General features: G+C 60.8%; 16 protein-coding genes. 8 read left to right on the top strand and 8 right to left on the bottom strand.

Features of this window, described 5'->3' with window-relative positions; translation table 11 throughout:
• The first annotated feature begins 8 nt into the window (after positions 1–8).
• Positions 9–506: a DeoR/GlpR family DNA-binding transcription regulator gene (locus tag AC1MDG_RS05215; RefSeq protein ID WP_479807963.1), complete on the top strand. Its 498-nt coding sequence runs from the start codon at positions 9–11 to the stop codon at positions 504–506.
• A 77-nt stretch (positions 507–583) separates the two neighbouring features.
• On the opposite strand, the gene AC1MDG_RS05210 is transcribed toward AC1MDG_RS05215, so the two are convergent.
• Positions 584–766, bottom strand: a complete 183-nt coding sequence (locus AC1MDG_RS05210) for a hypothetical protein (protein ID WP_479807962.1) — start codon at positions 764–766, stop codon at positions 584–586.
• A 258-nt stretch (positions 767–1,024) separates the two neighbouring features.
• Positions 1,025–2,686 carry a DUF726 domain-containing protein gene (locus AC1MDG_RS05205; protein ID WP_479807961.1) on the bottom strand — a complete coding sequence of 554 codons (1,662 nt, stop codon included), beginning with the start codon at positions 2,684–2,686 and terminating at the stop codon, positions 1,025–1,027.
• A gap of 531 nt (positions 2,687–3,217) precedes the next feature.
• Here AC1MDG_RS05205 and AC1MDG_RS05200 point away from each other — a divergent pair.
• From AC1MDG_RS05200 to drmB, 5 genes are all read left to right on the top strand, one after another.
• Positions 3,218–4,327, top strand: coding sequence for a DNA cytosine methyltransferase (locus AC1MDG_RS05200; RefSeq protein ID WP_479807960.1), 1,110 nt, complete (start codon positions 3,218–3,220; stop codon positions 4,325–4,327).
• A 117-nt stretch (positions 4,328–4,444) separates the two neighbouring features.
• Positions 4,445–9,094, top strand: a complete 4,650-nt coding sequence (locus AC1MDG_RS05195) for a DEAD/DEAH box helicase (protein ID WP_479807959.1) — start codon at positions 4,445–4,447, stop codon at positions 9,092–9,094.
• Entirely contained in the window at positions 9,094–10,899 is a 1,806-nt protein-coding gene (locus tag AC1MDG_RS05190; RefSeq protein WP_479807958.1) for a UvrD-helicase domain-containing protein, read from the top strand. The genes AC1MDG_RS05195 and AC1MDG_RS05190 overlap by 1 nt, the downstream gene beginning before the upstream one ends.
• Positions 10,900–10,909: 10 nt before the next feature.
• Positions 10,910–14,110, top strand: a complete 3,201-nt coding sequence (locus AC1MDG_RS05185) for a helicase-related protein (protein WP_479807957.1) — start codon at positions 10,910–10,912, stop codon at positions 14,108–14,110.
• A complete protein-coding gene (drmB, locus tag AC1MDG_RS05180; protein WP_479807956.1) occupies positions 14,103–16,196 on the top strand; it encodes a DrmB family protein in 2,094 nt (697 codons plus the stop codon). Before AC1MDG_RS05185 ends, drmB begins: the two co-directional genes overlap by 8 nt.
• Positions 16,197–16,247: 51 nt before the next feature.
• Here drmB and AC1MDG_RS05175 read toward each other — a convergent pair whose 3' ends face one another.
• The 5 genes from AC1MDG_RS05175 to hisC all read right to left on the bottom strand — a co-directional run bounded on the left by AC1MDG_RS05175 (position 16,248) and on the right by hisC (position 21,466).
• Positions 16,248–16,598 carry a protein NO VEIN domain-containing protein gene (locus AC1MDG_RS05175; RefSeq protein ID WP_479807955.1) on the bottom strand — a complete coding sequence of 117 codons (351 nt, stop codon included), beginning with the start codon at positions 16,596–16,598 and terminating at the stop codon, positions 16,248–16,250.
• 52 nt (positions 16,599–16,650) lie between these two features.
• The gene (locus AC1MDG_RS05170; protein WP_479807954.1) at positions 16,651–17,013 is read right to left on the bottom strand and encodes an amino acid permease; all 363 of its coding nucleotides are present in this window, start codon (positions 17,011–17,013) and stop codon (positions 16,651–16,653) included.
• Between the two features lie 97 nt (positions 17,014–17,110).
• The gene (locus tag AC1MDG_RS05165; RefSeq protein WP_479807953.1) at positions 17,111–18,616 is read right to left on the bottom strand and encodes an SIR2 family protein; all 1,506 of its coding nucleotides are present in this window, start codon (positions 18,614–18,616) and stop codon (positions 17,111–17,113) included.
• A 286-nt stretch (positions 18,617–18,902) separates the two neighbouring features.
• Positions 18,903–20,315: an amino acid permease gene (locus tag AC1MDG_RS05160; RefSeq protein WP_479807952.1), complete on the bottom strand. Its 1,413-nt coding sequence runs from the start codon at positions 20,313–20,315 to the stop codon at positions 18,903–18,905.
• A gap of 53 nt (positions 20,316–20,368) precedes the next feature.
• Positions 20,369–21,466, bottom strand: a complete 1,098-nt coding sequence (gene hisC / locus AC1MDG_RS05155) for a histidinol-phosphate transaminase (RefSeq protein ID WP_479807951.1) — start codon at positions 21,464–21,466, stop codon at positions 20,369–20,371.
• Positions 21,467–21,559: 93 nt separating this feature from the next.
• On the opposite strand from hisC, the gene AC1MDG_RS05150 reads away from it, so the two are divergent.
• On the top strand, positions 21,560–22,063 hold the full coding sequence (locus AC1MDG_RS05150; protein ID WP_479807950.1) for an Lrp/AsnC family transcriptional regulator: 504 nt from the start codon (positions 21,560–21,562) through the stop codon (positions 22,061–22,063).
• A gap of 115 nt (positions 22,064–22,178) precedes the next feature.
• Positions 22,179–23,837 carry a thiamine pyrophosphate-binding protein gene (locus tag AC1MDG_RS05145; protein ID WP_479807949.1) on the top strand — a complete coding sequence of 553 codons (1,659 nt, stop codon included), beginning with the start codon at positions 22,179–22,181 and terminating at the stop codon, positions 23,835–23,837.
• Positions 23,838–23,862: 25 nt separating this feature from the next.
• On the opposite strand, the gene AC1MDG_RS05140 is transcribed toward AC1MDG_RS05145, so the two are convergent.
• Positions 23,863–24,606 (bottom strand): hypothetical protein, encoded by a 744-nt coding sequence (locus AC1MDG_RS05140; RefSeq protein ID WP_479807948.1) that lies wholly within the window; start codon positions 24,604–24,606, stop codon positions 23,863–23,865.
• Between the last annotated feature and the right edge of the window lie 120 nt (positions 24,607–24,726).

Genomic DNA, 24,726 nt, shown 5'->3' with positions numbered 1-24,726 from the left:
CCCGCTGGGTGGCGTCGGCAATCCGGCCCGGGGAGAACATCCTGCTGGACGCCGGCTCCACCGTGGGTGCTCTGGCGCACGAGCTGCGGGGCTTCGAAAAGCTGTCCGTGACAACGCCGGGCAGCAACACCATGCAGGAACTGGCCGATTCCGAGGGCATCGAGGTGGACTGCCTGGGCGGCCGGCTGCGGAGCCTTTCGCAAAGTTTTGTGGGACCACTGGCCGAAGCCGCCCTGGAACGGATGAGCTTTGACCGCGTTTTCCTGGGCGCCGACGCCGTCACGGCCGAGGACGGTATCTGCGAGGCCGACCACGCGCAGACCCGGCTCAAGGAACTCATGGCCCGGCGGGGGAATCTTGTGTATGTTCTGGCGGACTCATCCAAGCTGGGCCTGCGGCCGTTCCACGCCTGGGCGCGGCTCGCGCTCCCCTGGACTTTGGTGACGGACGACGGCGCCGACCCGGGTCAGGTCGCGAAGTTTAGGGACGCTGGGGGTGGAGGTTGAGGTGGCAGCAGTCTCGGCCGGCGGTTGAGCCTGCTGAAACCCGTTGAGCTGAGGTGGCAGCCGTCGGGTGTTGCGGTTCAGCGCTTGCGCGGGACGTTGACGCGAACGTCGGCGGCCTGAACGTCGTCGAGCACCCACCGGTGATGCTTCGGGTGGTCCGGATATGTCTTTCGGAGATAATCCCGGACGACCTTCCCTGGACGATGCTCGTCTGTATAGCCGAGTTCTCGAGCGAGTTCGGCAGGTTCGTATGTAGTCACAAATCTGAGTGTAGGCCGTGGAGGGACCACCTTAGGCGCCACTATCGGGGTGCGGCTTCTTGGGACGTCGGCTGCCGATTCAGCGTCAGCCAGTGTCTGCGAAAACCTGTCCCAACCAGTTTGTAGGCCCGGCACTACCTGTGGTCTTTGTGCTGTGGATCGCCCGGATCGTGGTCGCAGCGACCCTGCCGAGACATCTGACATGGCGGGAGAATCGAACTACAACAGGGGATCCTCTTATAAGTGAGCCATTGCCGCTTAATCAGATCGTGGCGCCGGCAGTTCTCCCGGTGAATTTAGGCTGACACTCTTGTGGTAGTCGAAGTGGCTCCCGACCTTAGACGAAACGTCGACGTTCTTCAGTCGGACTGCAGTTGGCGTGAAGCCTGTAAGGCCAGCTGCTGTCTGTCCCCGCTCGGCGAAGGGGTAAGCGAGCTTCAGGACGCTGTCTTTGGTCGAGTGGTAGTTGTAAACCGCCTCGTCTACCGCACCGGTGAGGGTGTGCCAGTCGCTCCTGGCTCCGATGGCTGCACCGAGGAGGTGAATGGCTTGGACCCGTGGACCGTCGGGTTTGCTTCCCAGTGTCTGGGCGGCGACCACCATCGCGCGTGCGCCGAGGCTGTGGCCAACCAGGACGTACGCCTCCTCATTGGTGCGGGCAAGCAGGTCGGCCAGAATAGCGCCGGTCTTTTCGGCGCGGTTCTTGGCGACATGCCAAGGATTCTTCGCCAGGTCGACGGCGAACAGAGCCGGGCCGAGCGGGCCGAGCCTCTTTGCGGCCATCTTCGCGGCTTTCATCGCGGCCTCCTTCAAGGCAGCACCGGCGACGACCCTTGCCGCCCCGCTGGCGCTGAAGAATCCCAAGTGCTTGAGCTCCTTGGCGCCCCAGTGGACCCGGTAAACAGGTGAGTCCGCGTAACGTGCGGTAATGATGTCCTTCCACTCGCCCCAACCTTTGCCGCTCTCGCTAAGGAAGCCATTGCAGACGATCACTGGTACGCCTGGTCCGCCTTGCAGCATTTCGATATGGAACGACCTGTCTTCCCGGACGTAGGCGTTAGTGACAGAAGCGCCGAGCGCACCACCGAGTGCAGCACCAAGTCCAGTAATCACGAGGGTGCCGCCGGCCATGCCTAGTCCTCCGGCGGCCAACGAGCCCCCACCAACCAGCGCCAGTCCAAAACTGGTGGCGGCGGCGCCTGTGTAACCCCCGATGAGCGCGCCGACTGCGCCTCCTATGGCAGGTGCGGCGACAAGGGCGGCGGGGGCGCCCAAAGCGATCCCTGCGAGTCCGAGGCCAACAAACTTGGTGGCCCGACTTAGGTTTGCCTTGTCGAACCTGAGAAACTCCTCGTAGTCCCCAAGCGCTCCCATCTTGAGGTCGGCCTTTTCGAAGCCAGGGACCTCGTGGCGATGCTCGGCACAGTACTGCGGTACTTTGATGGCTCGTTGTCCACGCACTGCCATGTTCTTGCATCCTGGCACGCAGGGCAGCGTCGGCGATCCGCAACCGTCGCAAACGTATGCGGGTAGCTGGCCGATCGGCCGATTCGCTTTCGAGTGGTCGTGCTGACCGAAGCAGGCCGAACACCAGCCGTGCTTCTTCTCGCTCGTGAGGTCGTCAGCCACATCGGCGATCCACTCGGCCACATTCTGGTGTTTTTTCGCTCGCTTCTCAGCGTTCTTCTGTTGCTCCTGATCGGGCAGGTTGACTGCTGCGTACCTGGCCTTTGCGAAGGCCCAGGCGTTGTTCACCAAAGCGGGATTGTTCCCAAGCCCACCCTTCTCGAACTCGGGTTCATCGTCAGTGACGTTGCCGGACAATTTGAGCCTCTGGCCTTTAGGCGAGACGATCGTGCACTCGATGCTATTCTCGCCTAGAACACGGGCCACAACCTCAGACTTCTGCATGTCAAACATCCCCCATAGGTAGTCCACCCGGAACGGTGGATCAGTGCTCTATCATCGCAGCTCTCAAGGCCGCGCAAGGGTATTTAGCGCCCCGGGTTCGCGCAACAAGCCGCTGCGCCATTAGACGATTCCGTCATTGCGCGCAGTTGCGCGCTCAAATCGGAGGCCGAATACGTCGGGGGTGCTCGGCCCGCGCTTGCATCCTTGTGTTCCAGCAGCTTGGGCCAGGAAATACTTGGCGCTATCCCCTCCAGTAGGGAGTCGATGTAGGAGCCTAGGTCCGTGGCCAACGCCTCCAGTGCACGTCCCACATATTCCTGGTTGGAAAGCCCCATTGTGTCCCCCATCTTCGGCGAGTGCCGACCATCTAGTCAGCTCAGAATTGTGCCTTGGGTGAACACTCCCAAGAGTGTAGGCTGCAGCCAATGACAACCTCAGCAATACTCATGTGCCGCTGAGCCCGGATCAGTCAACTCGGCTGGCTCTCGACACGCTCCGCGGCCCTGCGGACGACGCCAGGGGCTATATTCTAAGTCCATCATGAGTACACATCCCGTCGCGCAAACCTCTCCCTACGGGCGGAAGAAGACCTCCAAATCCATCGCTGTCTTGGACCTCTTCTCCGGAGCTGGCGGGCTTACCCAGGGTTTCTACGCGGCTTCCCCCCGCTTCGTCACCGAACGCGCTGTGGAGTTCGAACCTGCAGCCGCTGCATCGTTCGCGGCGACGTTTGGCGACAAGGTATACGCTGGCCCGATTCAGGACTGGCTCAAGAAGGAAACGGTCCCTGAAGTGGACGTCGTGATCGGCGGACCGCCGTGCCAAGGATTCTCTCAGCTAGGTAAGCAGGATCCTGAGGACATCAGGAACAGTTTGTGGCAGCCATATGCGGAAGCGCTGTCCAGAGCGAAGCCCAAGTACTTCATAGTGGAGAACGTGCCAGCGTTCGGTAAGTCTCAGCAGCTTCAAGACTTCAGAGACGCAACTGCCGCAGGTGGTCTCATCGAAGACTACGACTTTCAGTGGCACGTGCTGAATTCAGCTGACTACGGAGCCCCACAAGCACGAAAAAGAGCGATACTCATCGGCCATCGAAAGGACCTCGCTTTTCCAGGATTTCCGATGCCGACGCATATCGGTAGGCATCGGACTGTACGCAATGCGCTGAGGGGTATAGAGCCTCGAGTTACCGCCACCCTCCTACCGTCCCGTTCAACCCGGTACGCTGGGAGAAACTTCGCAGGCCCTTTCCGCACATCAGAGCTTCACCTGAGTCGGGACTATGCAGAGCTCTCTCTCGACAGATTCGTGAACATACCCTTGGGCGGAAACCGATTTGACCTGCCGGATTCACTGCTGGCACGTTGTTGGAAAGACCACAAAACGGGCTCCGGCGACGTCATGGGACGTATGCATTGGGACAAGCCTTCAGTTACGGTGCGCACTGAATTCTTCAAGCCTGAGAAGGGTCGGTACCTCCACCCGACCGAACACCGGGCGATCACGCACCTCGAGGCAGCCAAGCTCCAAGGATTCCCAGACGATCGGCTGTGGGTTGGGTCCAAGACCGCGATAGCAAAGCAGATTGGCAACGCTGTTCCGACGGCCCTGGGACGCGCCATTGCCGCACAGCTGCTGCAACATTTCTAGAAGAGCTCACTTTGGTAAGCCTGGCTTCGCATAAATGTCGCCTCTGAATGGTAGATATTAGCGTGAAGACTTCGGCGGGGGCCGAGAGCACTAATCTCGATTTGGGGGATAGAACCAATGATGGTTCAGCATTCATGGGCGGGTACGACCTCGCCGCTCGGAAGGTTCGTCGCGACCGAAACGGAAAGCGCGCTCAACGCTTACCGGGCTCGCCCGGATCTGGTACGCGAGCACAGCAATATCGAGGCCGCTATCTCTCAGGGCGGTTACGGTCGAAAACAGCTCAATGAGCTTGTCCAGAACGCTGCTGACGCCATCAAGGAACCGGGCGGCCGCATCAGAGTCGTCTTGACACGGGATGCACTCTATTGCGCGAACGAAGGGCAGCCCTTCACCGAGGCCGGATTCCGGACCCTCATGCTGTCCCACTCCTCCGAGAAGCGCGACGACGAGATCGGCCGCTTCGGCCTCGGGTTCAAATCAGTCATTCAGGTGACCGACGAGCCCATGATATTCAGCCGAAGCGGTTCCGTCGCATGGAGCCAGGATCAAAGCCGAAACCTTTTGGAGGGCCTGTATCCGCGCCTGGCTACCTATCCGATTCTGCGTTTGGCCACCCCGGTGGACCCCGACGTCGAAGCGGCCAAAGACCCCGTCCTCTCTGAGCTTTTTGAATGGGCCACCACGGTGGTCAAGCTTCCCCTGAGTGGCAGCGTCTCCTGGCTCTCGGACGAAATGAAGAAGTTTCCCGAGGAGTTCCTCCTCTTCTCCGACAAAATTGGTTCCCTTGAATTTGAGGACAGAGCCCAAAGCTCGTCCTGGACGTGGACAGCAACACGCGACGGCAGCCGTGTCAGCCTCTATGACGGCGCCAACAGCAGCGAATGGCTGATATTCAAAAATAGGCATGAAGTCAGCCCTCAAGCTGCGATCGAGGCCGGCAGCATCGTTGCGCGACAAAATGTCGACGTGACTTGGGCTGTCCCGTTGACAGGCAACCAGCGGCGCAAGATGGGCCGCTTCTGGAACTACTTCCCGACTCAGCACGAGACGTCGCTTCGCGGCATCGTTAACGCGGCCTTCAAAATGAATGAGGACCGCCACAGCATGCTGGAGACCCTCTATAATCGGGAAATTCTCACTCGGACACTTCCCCGTATGGTGGCGAGCGCCCTAAACGACCTCAGGACACCTGAAGATCCGGCTCTCTTTCTGGACATTCTGCCGTCGCGTGACAAGGAGTCAAGTTCATGGGCCGACTCCGTGATCAACAAACCGATTTTTGAAATTCTGCCGTTCGCACCGTGTCTGCCGGACAGATCAGGCGTGCTCAGGCTCCCCAGTGAAATCAAAGTACAACCACCACTGGAAGAAGCAACTCGTCTCATCGCGCTCTGGGACTCATGGGTGCCAGCTGACCGGCACTGGCTACACTCGTCGGCGTTGCGACGGGAATCCCAGGTCATACGCATTTTGAAGGAAGCGAATTTTAAGCGCGCCACCCTTGAGGAGTGGCTGGAAGAAGTTGTCGCCGGAGGAGAACTGCAGGATTACGAGAACGCCCTGCAGATAGCGGCGATGATCGACAAGTCATACAGCGACTATAGGCCCGCAATGCGGCGAAGCCGGATTGTCCTGATGTCAGATGGCAGCGTCCAACCGCCAATCACATCGAGGGTCTTTCTACCCATGAAGGCTGACGACGAGTCAGCCAATGTTGTGTCTTATGAGCTAATGCATCATGGAAATGCGAATGCTTACCTTCGGGCCCTCGACCTCCAGGCGCAAGACGGCAGGGGTATCGTCAATCGTGTCGCGAGCGATGTCGCCGGAGACTATCTAGATACAGATCTGGCCGGATCTCTTTGGAAATTAACCCGGTCGCTGTCCGTCCCGGAAAGTCTCTCCATACTTAATGAGAGAACAGAACCGACAAAAATTCTTGTTCGGTGCCGCGATCACATGTGGCGCACGCTGGGTGATGTCTGGCTGCCGGGTGGCTTGATTCCTCAAACCAACATCGGGGATGAGCACCTTCTAGTAGACGATCAGTTCCACGGCCACGACCTTGCCCTGCTGAGAAATCTGGGCGCACGAACGTCACTTGGGGACTCGAAGATGGTCCGCGCCGGGGGCACCTACGAGTTATGGAAGGGGCAAGAGGCAACCCGCTTTTCAAACGAGTCCCGGAACGGACCGGTCCGTCTTTCCGAAGCCGGAATCCGCTTTGGCCAGGCTTTGACAACAGATGGACTCCATCTGTTGGCGGATGCATCTGCAGCAACCCGTGCAAAGGTTACACGTACAATTTTGGGCCGGCCGCAGTACCCGACAAAAGTTGAGTTCAGCAGCGGCTTCAGGACCGCTGAAACAATCGACGGGCCAGACCTTTGGTGGGTAAAAAACCACGGCGCTTTTGAGACCCCTCTCGGCTTAGTAGACACCAAGCACTGCGTGGGCAAAATCGATGGGATTCCCACAGACTTTTTGCCATTTCCTGGAGAGGAGGAATCTAGGGCGTTAGGACTGCCCACCGATACACGCAAGATCCAATGGAGTTTCGTCCTTTCATTGGCAGAGCAGCGTCTGCCCATTCTCCAGTTGCATGAACTTTATGGGGCGCTTGCCGTCCTCGATGTGCGTCCACCGAAGGAGCTTCTGACTCCTCTCAGCGGAGGTCGAAACACACGCTACCTGTCGTCTGATGTAGTTCTGGCTGCGGACCTCGGCTCCCGCGACTATCTGGTTGATACAGCGGACGTGCCCGTCATATACACCGGCCATCCAGATTTGGACGAAGCCCTAGCCGAGAACTGGGGGCTCAAGCCGGTCACGGTCGAGTTCCATATCTCAGCCCGCGCCACGCCTATGGATGGGGAGGTACCCGAGAGCATAAAGTCGAAGTTTCCGTTCCTTAAGCGCGCAGCCAGTGAAGTTGCCGTCCAGACCCTCTGTGTTCCTTGCACTTCCGTGGATGAAGTGCGAACAAACAGCTTCGACTCTCGGGCGGAAGCCACGCCCAAAGCGTCCTACCTCCAGGATGGTGTCCTTTACTACCGGGCCCCGCAGGGTGACCAGGCGTTGCTCACAACAATTCTCGGTGCATTCGGCAGCAAACGCGCGACCGCGCAGGTCATGCAGTCAATGCGGCAGCTCAAAAAGGACGACGAAGCCCAAGCCCGAATTGGACGAGTCAACAAGCAAAAGACGGATGCCGGCAAGATCGCCGAACTTGTTGGTCGCGAGACCCTTCGAAAGCTGATCCCAGACGCGGTCATGAAGATGCTGGATGCCCGTGAACTTGACCTCACCGATGAACGCCTGTTCGAGATCGTTAGCAACTTACACGGCAGCAGCCTCCTCAAAGTGCTCAAGCCTGCCCTGTCGGAAGCCGGCATTGAAACGCCTGATCAGTTCCGCGGCGGGCGCACGGCCCAAGAGTTCGTGAAAGAGCTCGGGTTCTCCCCGGCCATGGCTGGAGAGTCAATCAAGAAGAAGCCGGAACGCGAAGAGTTCGTTGGACCGGTGGGTTTGAACCCCCTTCACCGGTACCAGGAAACGACCAGCAAGAAGATCGTCGGTCTCCTTGCTGGGGATACCAAGCACCGCCGCGGGTTAGTGCAGTTGCCCACGGGTGCCGGCAAGACACGCGTAGCCGTTGAATCAGTCATCCGGGATATCAAAGCCTCACCGAAGGAAGATCACCGCCTGGTCATCTGGATTGCCCAATCTGAAGAACTTTGCGAGCAGGCCATCGACACGTGGACCTATGTCTGGCAGGCAGCGGGAGTTCCTGGTGAGCGAATGGCGGTGAGCCGGCTGTGGGGCGGGAACAACGCCATCCGAGAGGAAACGAAACTCCACCTCGTCGTCGCAACCATTCAGACGCTGAGCAGCATCCAACAGTCCCGCAAATCCATGTATGAATGGATGTCTAACCCCGATCTTGTCATCATTGATGAGGCCCACGGGGCGACCGCAACGTCATACACTCCAGTCCTTTCCTGGTTCGGCCGTTCATTCACCGAAAAGTCCCGGTCCCTGCTTGGACTTTCGGCCACGCCATATCGGGGCACGAACGAGAAGGAGACCGCGCGACTTGTAGCCCGATTCGGAAGCAACCTCATCGAGCCGGATGAGTTCAGTGCGGAAGACGCCCACGAGTATCTCCAGGGCATGGGTGTCCTGGCTAAGGTCAACCATCGCGAGCTGAAGGGTATCGAGCTCAAGCTGAAGGACATGCGCTCGGCCACAGACGAGGATTCCCAAAGTGCAATGCTTGAGGCCCGGATCGACCTGCAGCACGTAGCAGACAGCACGCAGCGCAACGAAGCGATTCTCGACCATATCAAGGCGTCCGAGACGAAGGGGCCGACCTTGGTCTTCGCTGCTTCAGTGGAACACGCCGAAGCTCTCGCAGCTGTCCTGACCGTTGAGGGTGTTCCTGCAGCGGCCATCTCGGGAAAAACGGACTTGGGCCACCGACGCTCCATAATCGAGGAATTCCGCAAGGGAAAGATCCGCGTGCTGACCAACTTCGACGTGCTTACCCAGGGTTTCGACGCACCCAAGGTCGACGCCGTATACGTTTGCCGGCCTACGTTCTCGCCGAACAAGTACATCCAGATGATTGGACGCGGCCTCCGCGGACCGCTCAACGGCGGAAGCGAAGAAGTCCTGATCGTCAACGTTAAGGACAACTTGGATCAGTATGGCCACAAGTTGGCGTTTACCCAGTTGGACTACCTGTGGAAAGACGGTTCGTAGTGCTCGCCGAGATTGAACTGGACGAGAGTCAGCGAGAAGTTGCGGAAGCCGAGGCGGATGCGCGAATGTTCGTGACGGCCGCGGCCGGGCAAGGAAAAACAGAGGTCCTTCTGGCCCGGGTAAAGACCTTGGTAGAAGATGGCTTGAATCCTGCCGACGAAATCCTTGTGCTTAGCTTTTCCCGGGCGGCTGTAGAAGCTGTCAGGAAACGGGCACGCATCCATGATCTCGATGGACTTCAAATCCGCACTTTCGACTCCTTTGCGGCGCAGATTCTGATCGACATGGACGAAGAGACTCTGGGCGACAGCTTTGACGCCCGGATCCGAAAAGCCACGAAATACATCGCCGGAGACGAGACGCCCGATCGGCTCACTTATCTGAAGCACATCCTGGTTGACGAAGCTCAGGACCTCGTGGGCGACCGCGCGGAGCTCGTCTTGGCGCTATTCTCCGCTCTCGGCGACGACCTTGGTTTTACTGTGCTCGGCGACCCGTTACAGGGTATCTACGACTTCCAGCTGGAAGAATCCGAGTCCAAACGCACCTCGGCGGAGCTCATCGAGACCCTCGTCAGGGAGTTTGATGCTGATCAACAGACGCTGGCAAAGCACTATAGGGCGGTGACGGATCGCACGAGGGAGCTCATCTCCGTTGGCGACGAGATCCGCAACCTGGGAGCACTCGACGACCCAGCGTGCGAGGCCGCGCACATGCTGCTCGACGACTTCCGCAGGGAAGTTTCCAGCACCTCCGTACTAAATGAGTCCGGGGCGCTCAGCCCGAAGGAAGGCGACACAACAGCCCTGCTTTGTTCGACCAATTACGAAGTCCTCATCGCGAGTGAACTTCTGTGGGAAAACGGGTATCCGCACCTGATCCGGCGGAAAGCACAGGACATGAGTGTGGCGCCGTGGGTCCATCAGGTCTTCAAGGATCTAGAAGACAGGACCTATGACGCCGACGAGATAAAGTCACGCCTGCATCAACTCTTCGGTGAGGCAGCGGCAGACCGTTGGCTCGCGTTGAAGACGGCCGAGGGCAACTTCTCCGCGTACGACTCACTAAATGTCCCCCAGCTCAGCCAAAGGCTGCGCAGCAGATCGATCCCGTTGACCCTCACGGTGGCCGACGTCGCTCCGTTGATCGTTTCGACAGTACATCGGGCCAAAGGGCTCGAGTTCACCAATGTCCTTTATCTGCAACCGGAGTTCGGATCTCCCGCCGCAGAACATAACGCAGCGACTTTGAAGCAGAAGTACGTAGCCCTGAGCCGGGCTCGAGAAGAGATCGTCTCCACCAAACTGCCTAAAAAGATCCTCAAGCGCGCCGACGGGTCCACGGGGCGATGGCTGGAGAAGGCTTACGGGAAGTTCGGTCAATACACGGCACGGATGGAGTTCATGAACTCCGACATTGACGACATTTCGCCCTATTACCCGGCAGACGGAGACGCTCAGGCGGTCCAGAACAGCCTTGTACTGGATGACCTTCTGGGAGAAGTCGTTTCCGGCCGCATTGACTCCCAGCCGGAGCCCGGTGAAGTTCCCCGCTACACGCTAACTACGAGCGACTGCCGCGTGCTTGGCCGAACCAGTCAATCTTTTGCGTACGCACTGAAGAGGAATTTCGGCTTCAAAGGACACCGCGGCCAAGAGTGGCCCATCGCCTTTACCGGCGCTCGGGTCACATCCATTGAGTGCGCCACGGGCCATCCGGAGGAGACCAAACTCGCAGGACTCGGTTCCTCCGGTATGTGGCTGGTACCGCGGCTTACCGGACTTATCAGCCGGATCAAGGATTAGGAGAATGACAGTGTCGAAACTGGACAGTAAATACGCCTTCCGCCGCGAAATGGTGGATCGCCTTGTCACCGACCTCTTCGGGCCGGGCGCGTCCGAGGAGCTCATCACGGAGCGCCCTCTTGAGCGGTATGTGACAGGAGTGCTCTGGCCGGCTGCAGATGACTCATATGCCGAGGCCCCGGACGAGCCGGAGTCCGTAGCTGCCACTTCCGGCGAGGCCTCGGTCGACAGCCCCGTGGCGAACGCACGGCTGACCTACCCGAGCAGCGTAGGCATAACGGTCTCCGTCGACACCACGCTTTCTACCGTTTTGCTCGTCTCGCCTACTGCCGCCAGATATGCCCCAATCCCCACTGTCCGGGACAGCGGCAGCAAGCGCCGCGACGTATATGACTGGCAGCGCTTGCCTGCAGAACTCCCCGAGGTGCAAATCGACCTGACTTCAGCTGGGCCCCAAAGGCATCTGTTGGAGGGCGGGGCCTTGGAGCTGTACGCCTTGGTGCGCATTCCCGAAGAGACTGTCGTCACCGTGACCGTGGTGCTGCGGAACACGCAGCCCAAACCTGACCCCACTTCAGACAAAGACGTGGCGTGCTGGTTCCAGGCTGGCCTTTCCGTTCACACCGAGAAGCCCGCTCTTGTGGATCGTTCGAAGCTGCGAACCACCCTCCCCTCGGACCCCGACCTGGCGTCTTCCGAACTCCTCTACCGAAACCACATGGTCTTCGGCGCCGGGCACGGCTGTGCAGTCGATGTGGAGCCGTCCGACGTCGATGGCCGGCTCTGTCGGCGAGTGACCACCACGTTTGTTCCCCGGCAGGACGTCCACCGGTCCATGGCTGGCGTCAGCAACGCCAACCTGTCACTCTCGTTCATGGGTTCGGCCACGCGCGAAGATGTCGTCGCGCAGCTGAACTTGCTCGCCGAGGACTACGCAGCGTGGATCACTGCATCCGGTGCCTCGGTGACAGCAGACGGTCAAACCCAGGTTCCTCCGCACTTGCGCGGTGTCGCTGCCGATCATATGAAGCAGGCGGGGACAGCCCACGATCGGATCAAAGCTGGCATCAAGCTGCTGGTCAACGATGAGAAAGCTTTTGAGGCATTTCAGCTCGCGAATCAGGCTATGCACATGCAGCGTTCGCGCCAGGACTGGGTCCGGAAAGGCGCCAAAGGCGAGTTCGTACTGGGCGCCCAGGCGTGGCGACCCTTCCAGATTGCGTTCATCCTCATTAACTTGCCGTCAGTGACCGACGATCAGCACCCGGAACGCGACATTGCTGATCTCCTCTGGTTCCCCACAGGTGGAGGAAAGACAGAAGCCTATCTGGGGCTTGTCGCATACCTCACGCTGCTCCGACGGCTGCGGAATACAAGCGTCCGGGGCGTGGCCGTCATCATGCGCTATACCCTCCGGCTTCTGACGATCCAACAATTCGAGCGTGCTGCCATGCTCATTTGTTCCCTGGAATCTGTTCGACTGGGGAATGAGGACCGGGTCGGCGGTGCACCCTTCGGCATCGGACTCTGGGTGGGCGGGGGCGCAACGCCGAATGACATCGCAACTGCACGAACGAACCTGGGAAAGCTTCGCAATAACCAGGAAGTCGTCGAAGGCAACCCGAAGCAGATCGAGGCCTGCCCTTGGTGCGGCACCCGGCTCACGGTCGACGACTATCGGATCGTCAAAGTTCCCTCGGACCGGATGATCGTCAGCTGCTCCAATAAGGTGTGCGACTTCTCAGATGGACTCCCCATTCACATTATCGACGCGGACGTCTACCGGGAACGGCCCGAACTTGTAATCGGAACCGTCGACAAGTTCGCCGGTATGTCCTGGCGAGGTGAAATCGCAACTCTGTTCGGACGTATCTCTCCTGCCGATCTGGGCCCGGACCTCATCATCCAGGACGAACTGCACCTCATCTCGGGGCCCCTCGGTTCAACCGTCGGTCTCTTTGAAACAGCGGTCGACCTGGCGGCAAGCGGCATCGGCCGTGAAGATGGCTCCTCCAGTCGAAAGCCTAAAATCATTGCCTCGACGGCAACAATCCGACGAGCCAAGGATCAGATCCGGTCCGTCTTCAACCGCGAATCCAGCCTGTTCCCGCCGCCCGGGCTTGACCCCGACGACTCCTTCTTCGCCAACAAGGCGCCCTCCGATCAGTTCGGAACGCGGCAATATGTCGGCGTTCTGGCATCTGGCACGAGCCACGCCACGCTCATGGTGCGCACCTACGCATCCCTACTTCACTCAGCGAACGTGATCGGAGGGGCCGCAACAGAGGACCGCGATCCGTACTGGACGCTGGTCGGTTACTTTAATAGCTTGCGCGTGCTTGGCTCCGCCTACCTTCAGGTATACGACGACGTTAGAGCTCGCCTTAACCTTCTGGCCAAACGGGAGGGCAGGCTGGGGGCGCGTGGAATCCAGTTGAGCGAGCTCACGAGCCGCGTCGAAAACCATAAGATCCCCGAGGCTCTAAAGTCCCTGGAGAAGAGCCTGATGAGTGGCCTCACGCCCGAGGACGTGGTGCTGGCTACCAACATGATCTCAGTAGGCCTGGATGTGGATCGTCTGGGGTTGATGGCCGTTATGGGACAGCCACAGTCCAGCGCTGAGTACATCCAGGCGACCAGCCGGGTAGGGCGTCAGCACCCGGGCCTTGTTGTGACAATCTTCAATGCTGCGCGGACACGGGACCGGTCGCACTACGAATCGTTCAACGACTTTCACGGTGCTCTTTACCGGGCAGTGGAAGCCACAAGTGCCACGCCTTTCGCGGCTCGGTCGCGCGACCGAGGACTTCACGCCACCCTCGTCTCTGCGCTTCGGATGCTCGTCCCGGAGCTGCGGAGTACTGCTGGTCAGGTCCGGGACGAATCCCCAACAGTTGACGGAATCATGTCGTGGATAGGCGACCGTGTCGCGGCTGTCGATTCGGAAGAAGCCCCAGCAACTCGCGAGGAGCTCGAGCGGCTGCTGAACATCTGGCGAAAGGCTGCCCTGGCGGACGCCGACCTGCCATACGAAGGCAAGAAGAATTCGCCACGCTCGCTCCTTATCGATTCCAGCAAAGCCCTTGAAGACCCCGACTTCGTCTACAGCACGAGCAGCATCCCCTGGCCGACACCCCGAAGCATGCGCGACGTGGACGCCGAAACCGCGCTCCGGCCGGCCCCTATGAGGAAGGACGCCTCCCTTGGCTAGAAAGACCTATGCTGCCCGACGCAGCCAGTTGATCTCCACGTTCGGAGTAGGGAGTCTATTCCCCGCCGAAAACAACAGCTTCATGATCACAAGCATCGATCAATGGGACAAAAATCATTTGAAGCCGGTCAGTGAGCCGCGCCTGGCACGTAGTCTGGGGGTATCAGAGCTTCTGCTACCGCCAGCTGGCACGCGCGGGAAGATCCCGGTTGTGCGCTTTCCCCAGATGCTCGTGTGCCCCAACTGCAATCGAATCGGACGGGTTCAACAGCTGCAGGCATCGTACGAGGACCCGAAGTGTGGCTTGTGCAAGTCCCTTGCACCGCTCACTCCCTCCCGATTCGTTGTGGCGTGCGAGGACGGACACATCGACGACTTCCCTTACTCCTACTGGGTCCATGGTCACACCCCGAGCGACGACGCGGATCATGCGCTGTCTCTCGCGTCCGAGGGCCGAACGTCGTCGCTTGCCGACATGGTTGTGCGGTGCTCGTGCGGAAAGTCTCGAACCATGGCCGATGCGTTCAACTCAATTGCCTTGAAGGAAATGAAGTGCCAGGGGAACCGCCCCTGGCTCGGCTGGGGCTACAGCGAACGTGGATGTGGCAAAGCCTCAAAAACGGTTCAGCGCGGTGCGTCAAATGTCTGGTTCCCGGTGGTTCGGTCGGCAATCTCGATCCCGCCATATTCCGAATTTCTCGCCAAGGTGGTGACGTCAAAAGCCTCTCAGCTCAGTCAACCGCAGGCTCTGGACCCCAGTTCCACATGGGTTCTCGAGGGCGTGGTCCAGGAATTTGACGGACGCTTCTCCGTCGACGAACTTCGCGCTGAAATAAAGCGCCAATTCCATGGCAGTGAGGAAGCTGAGCTTTCAGAGGACCAGCTGCGGGAGCAAGAGTTCCTAGCGCTGATGAACGGCCGCCGTGACAGCCCGGACACCGATTTTGTAGCTGAGAAAGTCGCCGTACCGGAGGCCCATCAACACTGGATCAAGGCGGCACGAAAGGTCACCCGGCTCAGGGAGGTCCGGGCCCTGTTCGGCTTTAGCCGTCTGCACCCCAGGAGCGAAGACAAGCCTGACGCCAAGTTGTCCCCATTGTCACCTGACGACAACCGCCAGAATTGGCTTCCCGCAATTGAGACGCTGGGTGAGGGACTCTTTGTGGCGCTGGACCGATCACAGGTTGAGACTTGGGCTGAAACGGACTTCGCAGCTGGCAGGGAGAAGACTCTCCGCCTCAATGCGAAGCGCGCAGCTGAGCAGCGCGGCCAGGACCCGATTCCCGTCACCATTGTTGAGACGCTGATCCACACGCTCTCCCACATCATCATCGACCAGCTCTCGTTGGACGCTGGCTACCCCGCGTCGTCTATTCGGGAACGCCTCTATGTGGGTCCGGATCAAGTCGGAGTGCTCTTGTATACGGCATCGTCCGACTCCGCAGGCAGCCTGGGCGGCATCGCTGCACAGGCGGGCCCGAGGCGCCTCGGCCCTTCCTTGGACGAAGGACTATTCCGCACGTCGTGGTGTTCAGCGGATCCTGTCTGCATCGAATCCCGCGGGTCTGGTACCGATGCCCGTAACCTGGCAGCCTGCCACTGCTGCGTCCTCGTGCCGGAAACAAGCTGCGAACTCTTCAATTCCAATCTCGACCGGGGCTCCCTGTTTGGCGTCCATGGTCAGATCGGGCTTGGCTTTATGGACTGGGCAGCCCTGAACCCCGTTGCCACTACCGGCGCTGAAAAACCAGGCAGCGTCTCGGACGTTTCCCATGACGACAACGTACCTGTCAGCGTGCGTCAAAGCCCCTGGTTGACAGTCTTCGCCGAATCCGGCCCCGAGCTCCAGGAACTCATTCCCGAGCTCGTCGAGGTGAATGTGGAGCTTGGAGACTGGGGCGCCGATATTGGCCCCGAGAACCAGTGGCAAGTTGATCTATCCTGGGCGACTTCGCGGGTGGCGGTACTTGTCGAACGGGATGACGAACGCGACGACTGGCTCGCGGAGCAAGGTTGGACTACCTACCACACGAACGATTTTGCACCCGCGGACCTCGCAGACAAGCTGGCCGACAAGGTCTACTAAACTCCTTCTTTGGGGGGTCGGTCCTCCGACCCCCCAAAGCAAAACCGGGTCTTAGTCTAGGAAGTACTCGCAGCTCAGCGGCTTCAGGTTCTCCGGCGAAGGCCGCCAATCCGGGTAGACGCTCATCGTCCCGTCGTCGGTGGCGATGGAACCATCGAGGTGGCGCTCCCACTGGATATCAGCCACCACAACCAAGTCCGTCAGGCCATAGTCATTAGCGTGCGTAACCTCCTTGCGCGTCAGGATGACTTTCTGGACGTATCCCTGAGAGCCCTTCACTTCGATGTGACGCTCTTCGTCACCACGTATTGCCAGCAAATCGTAGGAGCGGAAGGCGCCGACGTTTTCGACACTGTAACCAGCTGCTTCGTAGTGAGCAGTCGCCTGCCGGACGGCCTGCATCTCGATTGCCTTCTTAAATATCGGGTCGGCGCAGAAGCCCGCGTAGCGCTGCCTAACGCCATTTTGTCCGCTTACGGGCGGTGCGACGAGTGGCCGGTCGAACCCGCCCCAGTGGCATGTTCTTGCGCGGTTCAATGGTTTCCTCGGTGAGCGTGGTGACGGCGTCGAACCCGAGGAACGAGTACGTAGCGATTGCGGCACCGGCGGAGATGGTGGCGAAGCTGGACGTGTCGTTGAGGAACGGCTGGGTGCTGGCCAGGCCGCCGGCGCCCTGTGTGGACACCACGTTGCCGATTGAGAGAATCACAAAGAACACGATGACCAGCAGCCGGAACGCCATCAGCACGTAGTTGGCCTTGTCCGCCACCTTGATGCCCAAAATGTTCAGCAGTGTGGTGATGAGGATGAAGCCCACAATCCAGACGCCAATTGGGATATTGGGGGGAACTGCGCGGTCAGGTACGAACCGCCGATCAGCCAGATGACCATGGCATGGATAGGGGTAATCCAGCTCAGTCCATTACACCGTACAAGAACGGTGTATGCTGCGGAACCATGCCCGGCCCCAGTCCTGCCAGATACCCTTTAGCTTCTTTTAGGGCTTCAGGTATCGCCTCAAACAGACCTTCTAAAGCTTGTATCAGTTCATCTTCGGTCCAATGATCTGGCGCGAACTGACGAGGAGCGTCGTCGTCATCGTCCTCTGTTACTACTTCTTCGGCATCATCTGCTTCTTCGTGCACATGCAGCTCCGACTCATCCTGCGAAGCGTCCTCATCCTCCTCGTCCTCTGAGAAGCCATAAACGGAGTCCTCGAACAACTCGTAGAGCGGAAGTAGCTCGAGATGCTCTTCGTCAACGACCAATGTCATGAGCCCATTTAAGTAGCCGTTGACGTAGGCTGCGTCCCAGTACCGATGGCGCTCAACCGCTACGTGGTGCAAATGACTGTAGCTGCGGAGTGTATTACGAACATGTTCCGGATTTGTATATTCACCAGTTATCCATTGCGACTGAATGCGATCAAAAGCATCGAGCATCCCATCCTGGTACGCCAGTGAGAAGAATATTTCTGGATGCGAACGCCAGTCCATGTCTGCCGTCTCCTGATGGGCCGCCACTAAGAAACGCCGCAGCTTGCGGGAACGCTCTAAAACCTCATCCGAGAGCAAATCACCGCTATTTTGGAGATGTTGTTTTAGAGATCGTAGGAAATGCGTCCCGTCCGTCTTGATGTGCCTAAGGCCCAGCGTTTCGGCCTCCGGCGAGTCGAAGGGTCCTACGAAATAGGAGACCGGCCGCAGTTTACCCATGCCCTCCATCAGGGGCTCGTAGACGTTGCGGAAGTCTGCATCGCGGAGTGAGTAGCCAGTGAAAACGATCATTTTGGTAGCTAACAAATGCCGGAGGGTGCCACCTACAGCGGACGAGCGAAGACTAGCTTCCGCTTCCGCGTAGTCGTCCGTAGTTGCCACTAAAGTCGAGATGTTTCTCAACGAGCCATGTATTTTGTAGACCTTTCTATCAGGCAGATTGTAAAAGGCATAGTCCCCGTCAACTACGATCGGGATGGCACCACAAACGTCTTCAAAAAATGAATCCCAGTTCGTAGTGATAATTTCACGAACTTGGGAAATTGTTGATAACTCTTCATGAAACATTGAGGCAAACTGTCGGACAGCCGGAAAGGTCTCCGCGTACCGAATCCGCTTCATCGCCTCTTCGACCAACTGCAGGCGACCGTTGAGTTTCTCGTAAGCCGACATGACTGACGGGAAATCATCACCCGAGAAATTGTCCGGGAGTTCGGCTCTAATCTCGTCATAGAAAGTGGACGGGAAAACTCTGGAAGTCTCTGTACTGATTCCAGCGCCTGCAAAGATTACCAGGCGACCCTCTTTGGCCGCCTCAATCAATTGAGGCGGGAGAACGAAATCGTAGTTGAGGCTACAAACAGCGCAGCCATCAAAGTCAGCGCTACTCTTGGCTCCAGGGACCGCGTGATCTGAATCAGTCATTACAGCATGTTCCCATGCCGGACGCTTATCGCATCGCGCCAAGCGGGAATCCGGTCGCGGCACGCTGTGACCATTTTGAGATGCAACGTGTGCACCTTCGGAACCTTCTCGCCTTGGCCACCCGCGCGCCCGGCACCCAAGAGAGCAGACCAGCACGGCCTGCATGCCGCCGCCTGCCATAATCTGGCCAGCCAGCCCTGCGCCGCATTGCATAGGGCGCGCCCGGCGAAAGCCGGACGCGCCCTTTGCATTCACGGAACCAACGAAGTGGTTCACACCGCCTGGTTCAGTCGACGAGCACTGGCTCCTTGGCACCATCAGAAGTCTCGACAACGGCCGGAACCTTCCCATTCCGGTGATGCATCCAGCACCCCAAAGCCAGCAGCGCCACGAGCGCGAACGTGCTCAGGAGCTGGGGGCGGGAATCCTCGCCGATGAAGCCCACCGTGAAGATCGCCGCCAGGATGACCAGACCAGACACCGTCAGCCACGGGAAGCCGGGCATCCGCAGGGGAAGCTCCGTCCCCTCGCGGTCCGCGCGGAGCCGCAGCGCGAGCTGGGCCAGGAGCGCGGACGTCCACACCAGCAGGCACGTCGAACCCACAATGTTGAGCAGGACGGGAAGGACCTTCTCCGGGAAGGCCAGCTCCAGCACCACCGTGACAACGCCGAAGGCGACGCTGGCCAGGACTGCGACAACCGGAACCCGGGCCTTGGACACCGAGGCAAGCAGGCGTGGCGCTTCACCGCGCTCGGCCAGGGAGTACGCCATCCGGGAGGCACCGTAGAGGTTGGCGTTGAGGGCAGACAGCAGAGCCGCCACAGCCACCAGGGTGATGGCGGTGGCCGCACCGGGCATGCCGGCCGCATCCAGCACTGCGGCGAACGGGCTCTTCAGCCCCGCCGAACCCACGGGAACCACCGCTGCGATCACGAAGATGGCGCCGATGTAGAACACCAGGATGCGCCACAGCACCGTCCGGACTGCCTGCTTCACACTGCGGGCCGGTTCCGCGGTTTCAGCTGCCGCCACGGAGACAATCTCGGTGCCGCCGAACGCGAATGCCACCACGAAGAGGGCTGTGGCAATCCCGGCAAAACCGCTGGGTGCGAAGCCGGCACCCGTGAAGTTGGACAGGCCCGGCGACTGAACGCCCGGCAGCCAGCCGAAGAGCAGGGCCGCGCCCACCAGGAGGAACCCGACAATGGCCCCCACCTTGAGCAGCGCAAACCAGAACTCGAACTCGCCGAAGTTCTTCACACTGGTGAGGTTCACAGCGGTGAGCACCACGATGAAGACGAACGCCATCAGCCACACCGGCAGGGTCGGGAAGATGGTGGCCAGCAAGCCTGCCGCACCGAGCGCTTCGGCGGCTATGACCACCACGAGCTGCAGCCACCACAGCCAGCCCACGGTGGCACCGGCCACCGGCCCGTAGGCCTTGGCGGTGTAGACGGAGAACGCGCCGCTGTCCGGGTTGGCGGCGGCCATCTCGCCGAGGGCCCACATCACCAGGATGATGAGGGTGCCGGCCACGAGGTAGGAGATCAGCACGGCCGGGCCGGCAGCCTGGATGCCCGCGCCGGAGCCGATGAACAGGCCGGCGCCGATGGCGCTTCCCAGGCCCATCATGGTGAGCTGGCGGGGTTTGAGGGCCGCGCCGAGGGCGCGGGCAGACGTCTTTGTCTGTTGTTCCATTGGGGATTCCTCTGGTTGTAGGTGGAACGGGTTGGTAAAAGGTCAGTCGGTTGTCAGGCTGCGTGGGCTTCGAGGAGCCGGAGCACGCGGTCGTTGGAGGCGGGATCGGCCACGGTGATCCGTACGCCGTCGCGCTGGTACGCCCGGACCAGGATGTCTGCGCGGTCGAACGCGTCCACCAGCCTCGCCCGGAGGTGGTCATCGGCCCGGATCCACAGGAAATTGCCCTGGCTCGGCTGCAGTTTCCAGCTGTGGGCTTCCAGCTGCGCGGCCATCCGGGCGCGCTCCTGCCTGACGGCGGCCACCCGCGATTCCATCTCTTCCCCGGCGTCCAGCGACGCGATGGCCGCCTTCTGGGCCAGCGCGCTCACGGAGAAGGGAAGGGCTGTGCGGCGCAGACCCTCGGCGATGGCCGGCGCAGCCACGGCGTAGCCCACCCGCAGGCCGGCGAGTCCGTAGGCCTTCGAGAAGGTGCGCAGGATGCAGACGTTCGGGTGCTGGCGGTAGAGCGCCAGGGAATCGGGGCCGCTGCCCGCTTCGGCATATTCCACGTAGGCCTCGTCGATCACCACGAGGATGTCGGAACGGACGGATCGCAGAAAGGCCTCAATGCGTTCGTGGCTGATCGGCACGCCGGTGGGGTTGTTGGGGGTGCAGAGCAGGATCACCTTGGTGCGGTCAGTGACGGCCGCGGCCATGGCGTCGAGGTCGTGGCCCTCAGCGCGGTCCAGCGGGATGCGGACCGGCCGGGCGCCTGCCAGCTCAACCAGGATGGGGTACGCCTCAAACGAGCGCCACGCGAAGATCACTTCATCCCCGGCGTCGCACAGTCCGGTGATGATCTGCTGGAGGACGCCCACACTGCCGGGCCCCACCGCGACCTCCCCCGCGGTGACGCCCAGGTGCCGGGCGAGCCGTTCGCGGAGGTCGACGGCGGCACTGTCCGGGTAGCGGTTCATGGTGCCGGCGGCTGCGGCCACCGCAGCGGCGGCAGCGGGCAGTGGACTGTAGTGGCTTTCGTTGCTGGCGAGGGCTGCGATGTCCGCGCCGGCGCCGCGGCGGCCCGGGACGTAGGACGGAAGTCCGGACACAGCGCCACGAAGGGTGGGAAGTGCGGTGTCCGGTGCGGTCAGGAGCTGATCACTGGTCATGAGGACCGATCATGATTGTGACCCGCCCCACAATGCAAGATACCCTCAAGTCATTGGGACTTCTGCTCAACTTCTAATAACTGTGGTGAAAATATGACCATCCCCAACCCGCGCAACCTGGATTCCCTCGACGGCAGGATCATCCTGGCCCTCGACAAGGATCCGGAAGCCAGCGCCCTGGCACTCTCGCGGACACTCGGCGTCGCACGGAACACGGTCCACGCCCGGCTCGCACGGCTCGAGCGCAGCGGTGCCCTCCGTTCCTTCAGCCGGAGGCTGGATCCCGCCGCGCTCGGCTATGACCTGATGGCATTCCTCTCGCTGTCCATCAGCCAGACCCGGACAGGCGCAGTGGAAGACGGGCTCGCGGCGATCCCGGAGGTTATTGAGGTGCACGCCACCACCGGGGACGCGGACCTCATGGCCAAGGTGGTGGCCCGCAGCACGGCCGACCTCTACCGCATCACCAACGAAATCCTGGAGATCGAGGGGATCCAACGGACCAGCACAGCCATTTCCGTACTGGAACTCATGCCGCCCCGCTACGACGGCCTTCTGAGCCGGCTCTCGGAGCAGGAATCCCGCCCCTCGCACTAAACATGATGCACACACAAGTGGGCAAATTTTCACTAACACCTGCATTGGCCTGCCAAATATCCCAATCAAACTCACCTCTATTGTGCATCTGTGAACCAGCCCACATGATTCCTGCATGACTTCACTTACCGTCTCCGGCCGCGTGGCGCAGGTTCTCAGCAGCTATGTCAGCGACGTCTTCGGCGTCATGGGCAACGGAAACGTCTACTTCCTGGACGCCGCGGAAAAGCTGGGCCTCCGCTTCTCGGCCGTCCGCCATGAAGGCGCTGCCATCGCCGCGGCCGACGCCTACTACCGGACGTCGGGACGCCTCGCAGCGGGCACCACCACCTACGGCCCCGGCTACACCAATGCACTCACCGCCCTCGCCGAGTCGGTCCAGGCGCAGATCCCCGTCGTGCTGGTCACCGGGGACGCGCCGAGCAGCGGCGCCCGGCCCCAGGACGTGGACCAGGCAGCCATCGCCACAGCACTCGGCGCGGCCACCTTCACGGTCACCCGCGACGCCGCAGGCTCCATCACGCAGCAGGCGGTGGAATACGCACTCACCAAGCGCACCGCCGTCGTGATTGCCATTCCCTACGACCTCGCCGCACTCGAGGCTGCGGACGAGGAGCTTCCGGCGCCGCTGGCATCGGTGGTGATTGACGACGTCGACGGCGGCCTGGGGCAGGTAGCCCGCCTGCTCGCCGGGGCGAAGCGGCCGCTGATCCTCGCCGGCCGCGGCGCGCACCTCGCCGGCGCCGGCCCGGAACTCCGCGAACTCGCCGACCGGCTCGGCGCACTGACCGCCGGAACCGCCCTGGCACTCAGCCTCCTCGAAGGTGAGGGGTACCTGGGCGTGGCCGGCGGTTTCGGCACCGACACCGCGGCCGGGCTCATGGGCGCGGCGGACGTGGTCCTGGTGGCCGGGGCCAGCCTGAGCCCGTTCACCATGCGGTTCGGGCACCTGATCGGCCCGGACAGCACGGTCATCCAGATCGACACCGCCCTGCAGCCCACGCACCCCCGGGTGGACCTGTTCGTCAGCGCGGACGCGAAGACCGCTGCCGGACGCCTCCTAGGGATGCTTGAAGGTGAGACTGCAGCAGAGGCGTGGCGCGCGGAAGCCCGCAAGCGCTTGGCGGAAGGCCCCGGGCACCTTGCAGGCTCCACGGAAACCGTGGACGGCCGGCTGGACCCCCGCGCCCTGGCCACGGCGCTGGATGCCGTGCTGCCGGAGCGCCGCACGGTGGTCCAGGACGGCGGCCACTTCATCGGCTGGGCCCCGATGTACTGGAACATTCCGCGGCCGCAGGATCTGGTGATGGTGGGGACCGCGTTCCAGTCCATCGGGCTGGGACTGGCGAGCGCCGTCGGGGCAGCCCGTGCGGTGGAGGACGGCCGCACCCTGGTGCTGGCCTCCGGCGACGGCGGCTTCCTGATGGGCCTGTCGGACCTCGAATCGCTGATCGGTGCGGCGCGCAGCGCCATCGTAGTGATCTACAACGACGCCGCCTACGGAGCGGAGATCCACCAGTACGGTTCCCAGGGCCTGACCGAGAAGCCGATGCTGATCCCCGAGGTCGACTTCAGCGGCGTCGCCCGTGCACTCGGTGCCGAGTCGGCGATCATCCGTTCACTGGTGGATCTTTCAGCGCTCCAGGACTGGATCGACTCCGGCGCCCAGGGCACCTTCGTGGCTGACTGCCGGATCACGTCCAGCGTCCGGGCCCCGTGGCTGAGCGAGTGGATGAATGCCAAGCAGGCAGCGACGGCGGCGGTGGCGGGCTAACTAGTCCTGGCGAGCCGGGAAAGAATCACGCATGCCAGGCGACCGCGTTCTGGATAAAGGAGGCGATGCGCCGGACGGAAGCATCTCCAGAATGATGGCCGCCCACATAGGTGTTCGCCGCTTCGCGGATACATCGGTCCAGTTCCGGCCAAGATAGCCAGCAGAAGACCTCCGGTATGCGCTCCATAAGTTCGGACTCGGAGGGAAGTGTTTGATCGCCCACCCGCTCCAAAACGGGGCTGAGGAAACGTCCCACAGCTTCGGCGATTCCTAGTTGGCCGTTGCCTTTGACCCGAACGGGCGGGGTAACACCCAAGAGGAAGAGAATGGGTGTGGCGGTACCGGCTTTGGACATAAGAGTGACGTATTCCCGGGCCAGTTGTTCGGGCTGAAAGCTGCCATATCTTATTCGTTTGGCTTCAACCAGTGTGTATGTCGAGGGGGTCTCAAAGATAGCGTCGGGCTGGACCACCAGTTTGGCCTTATGACCGTCTGAACCTGGGCTGTAATCCCCCGGTAGAAAGTGCATCTGCAATTCCTCGGCTTCTGATGAAAGTCTTTTCCGGGCCTCATCGGCACCTTGCGCCGCTTGGATGACAGCTCCGAGGAAGTGGGTCCTGGGCAAGAAGTCCAAGCCGACAAGCACCTCCGCGGTTAACACATTTTCGCGCCCCTGCCCACCGGCCCTATAGTCCTTGGCTTTCTCCCACGAAATTTCCTCAAGGAGCTGGCCAACAATTGAACTGGACGCGGTGAATGAAGTTTCCAAGTAGGTTCTCCCTCGTCAGGACATGGCTATCTTGTCGCGACACTAACCCAACTAACGGCCGATAATCCAGAACACGCAGGCCAGCTTTCAACCGTACGACTGCGGCGGTGCACTTCCGGA

This window comes from Arthrobacter sp. AIWTK1, from assembly GCF_056680535.1.
The sequence above is the reverse complement of the archived record's forward strand: the minus strand, read 5'-3'. Positions and strand labels throughout refer to the sequence as shown.

What these genes read in the sequence shown, in the direction of transcription:
- AC1MDG_RS05165 (WP_479807953.1), bottom strand. Translation starts at nt 18,616, where the DNA reads ATGACTGATTCAGATCACGCGGTCCCTGGAGCCAAGAGTAGCGCTGAC.
- hisC (WP_479807951.1), bottom strand. Translation starts at nt 21,466, where the DNA reads ATGACCAGTGATCAGCTCCTGACCGCACCGGACACCGCACTTCCCACC.
- AC1MDG_RS05175 (WP_479807955.1), bottom strand. Translation starts at nt 16,598, where the DNA reads ATGCAGGCCGTCCGGCAGGCGACTGCTCACTACGAAGCAGCTGGTTAC.
- AC1MDG_RS05150 (WP_479807950.1), top strand. Translation starts at nt 21,560, where the DNA reads ATGACCATCCCCAACCCGCGCAACCTGGATTCCCTCGACGGCAGGATC.
- AC1MDG_RS05160 (WP_479807952.1), bottom strand. Translation starts at nt 20,315, where the DNA reads ATGGAACAACAGACAAAGACGTCTGCCCGCGCCCTCGGCGCGGCCCTC.
- AC1MDG_RS05205 (WP_479807961.1), bottom strand. Translation starts at nt 2,686, where the DNA reads ATGTTTGACATGCAGAAGTCTGAGGTTGTGGCCCGTGTTCTAGGCGAG.
- AC1MDG_RS05195 (WP_479807959.1), top strand. Translation starts at nt 4,445, where the DNA reads ATGATGGTTCAGCATTCATGGGCGGGTACGACCTCGCCGCTCGGAAGG.
- AC1MDG_RS05145 (WP_479807949.1), top strand. Translation starts at nt 22,179, where the DNA reads ATGACTTCACTTACCGTCTCCGGCCGCGTGGCGCAGGTTCTCAGCAGC.
- AC1MDG_RS05200 (WP_479807960.1), top strand. Translation starts at nt 3,218, where the DNA reads ATGAGTACACATCCCGTCGCGCAAACCTCTCCCTACGGGCGGAAGAAG.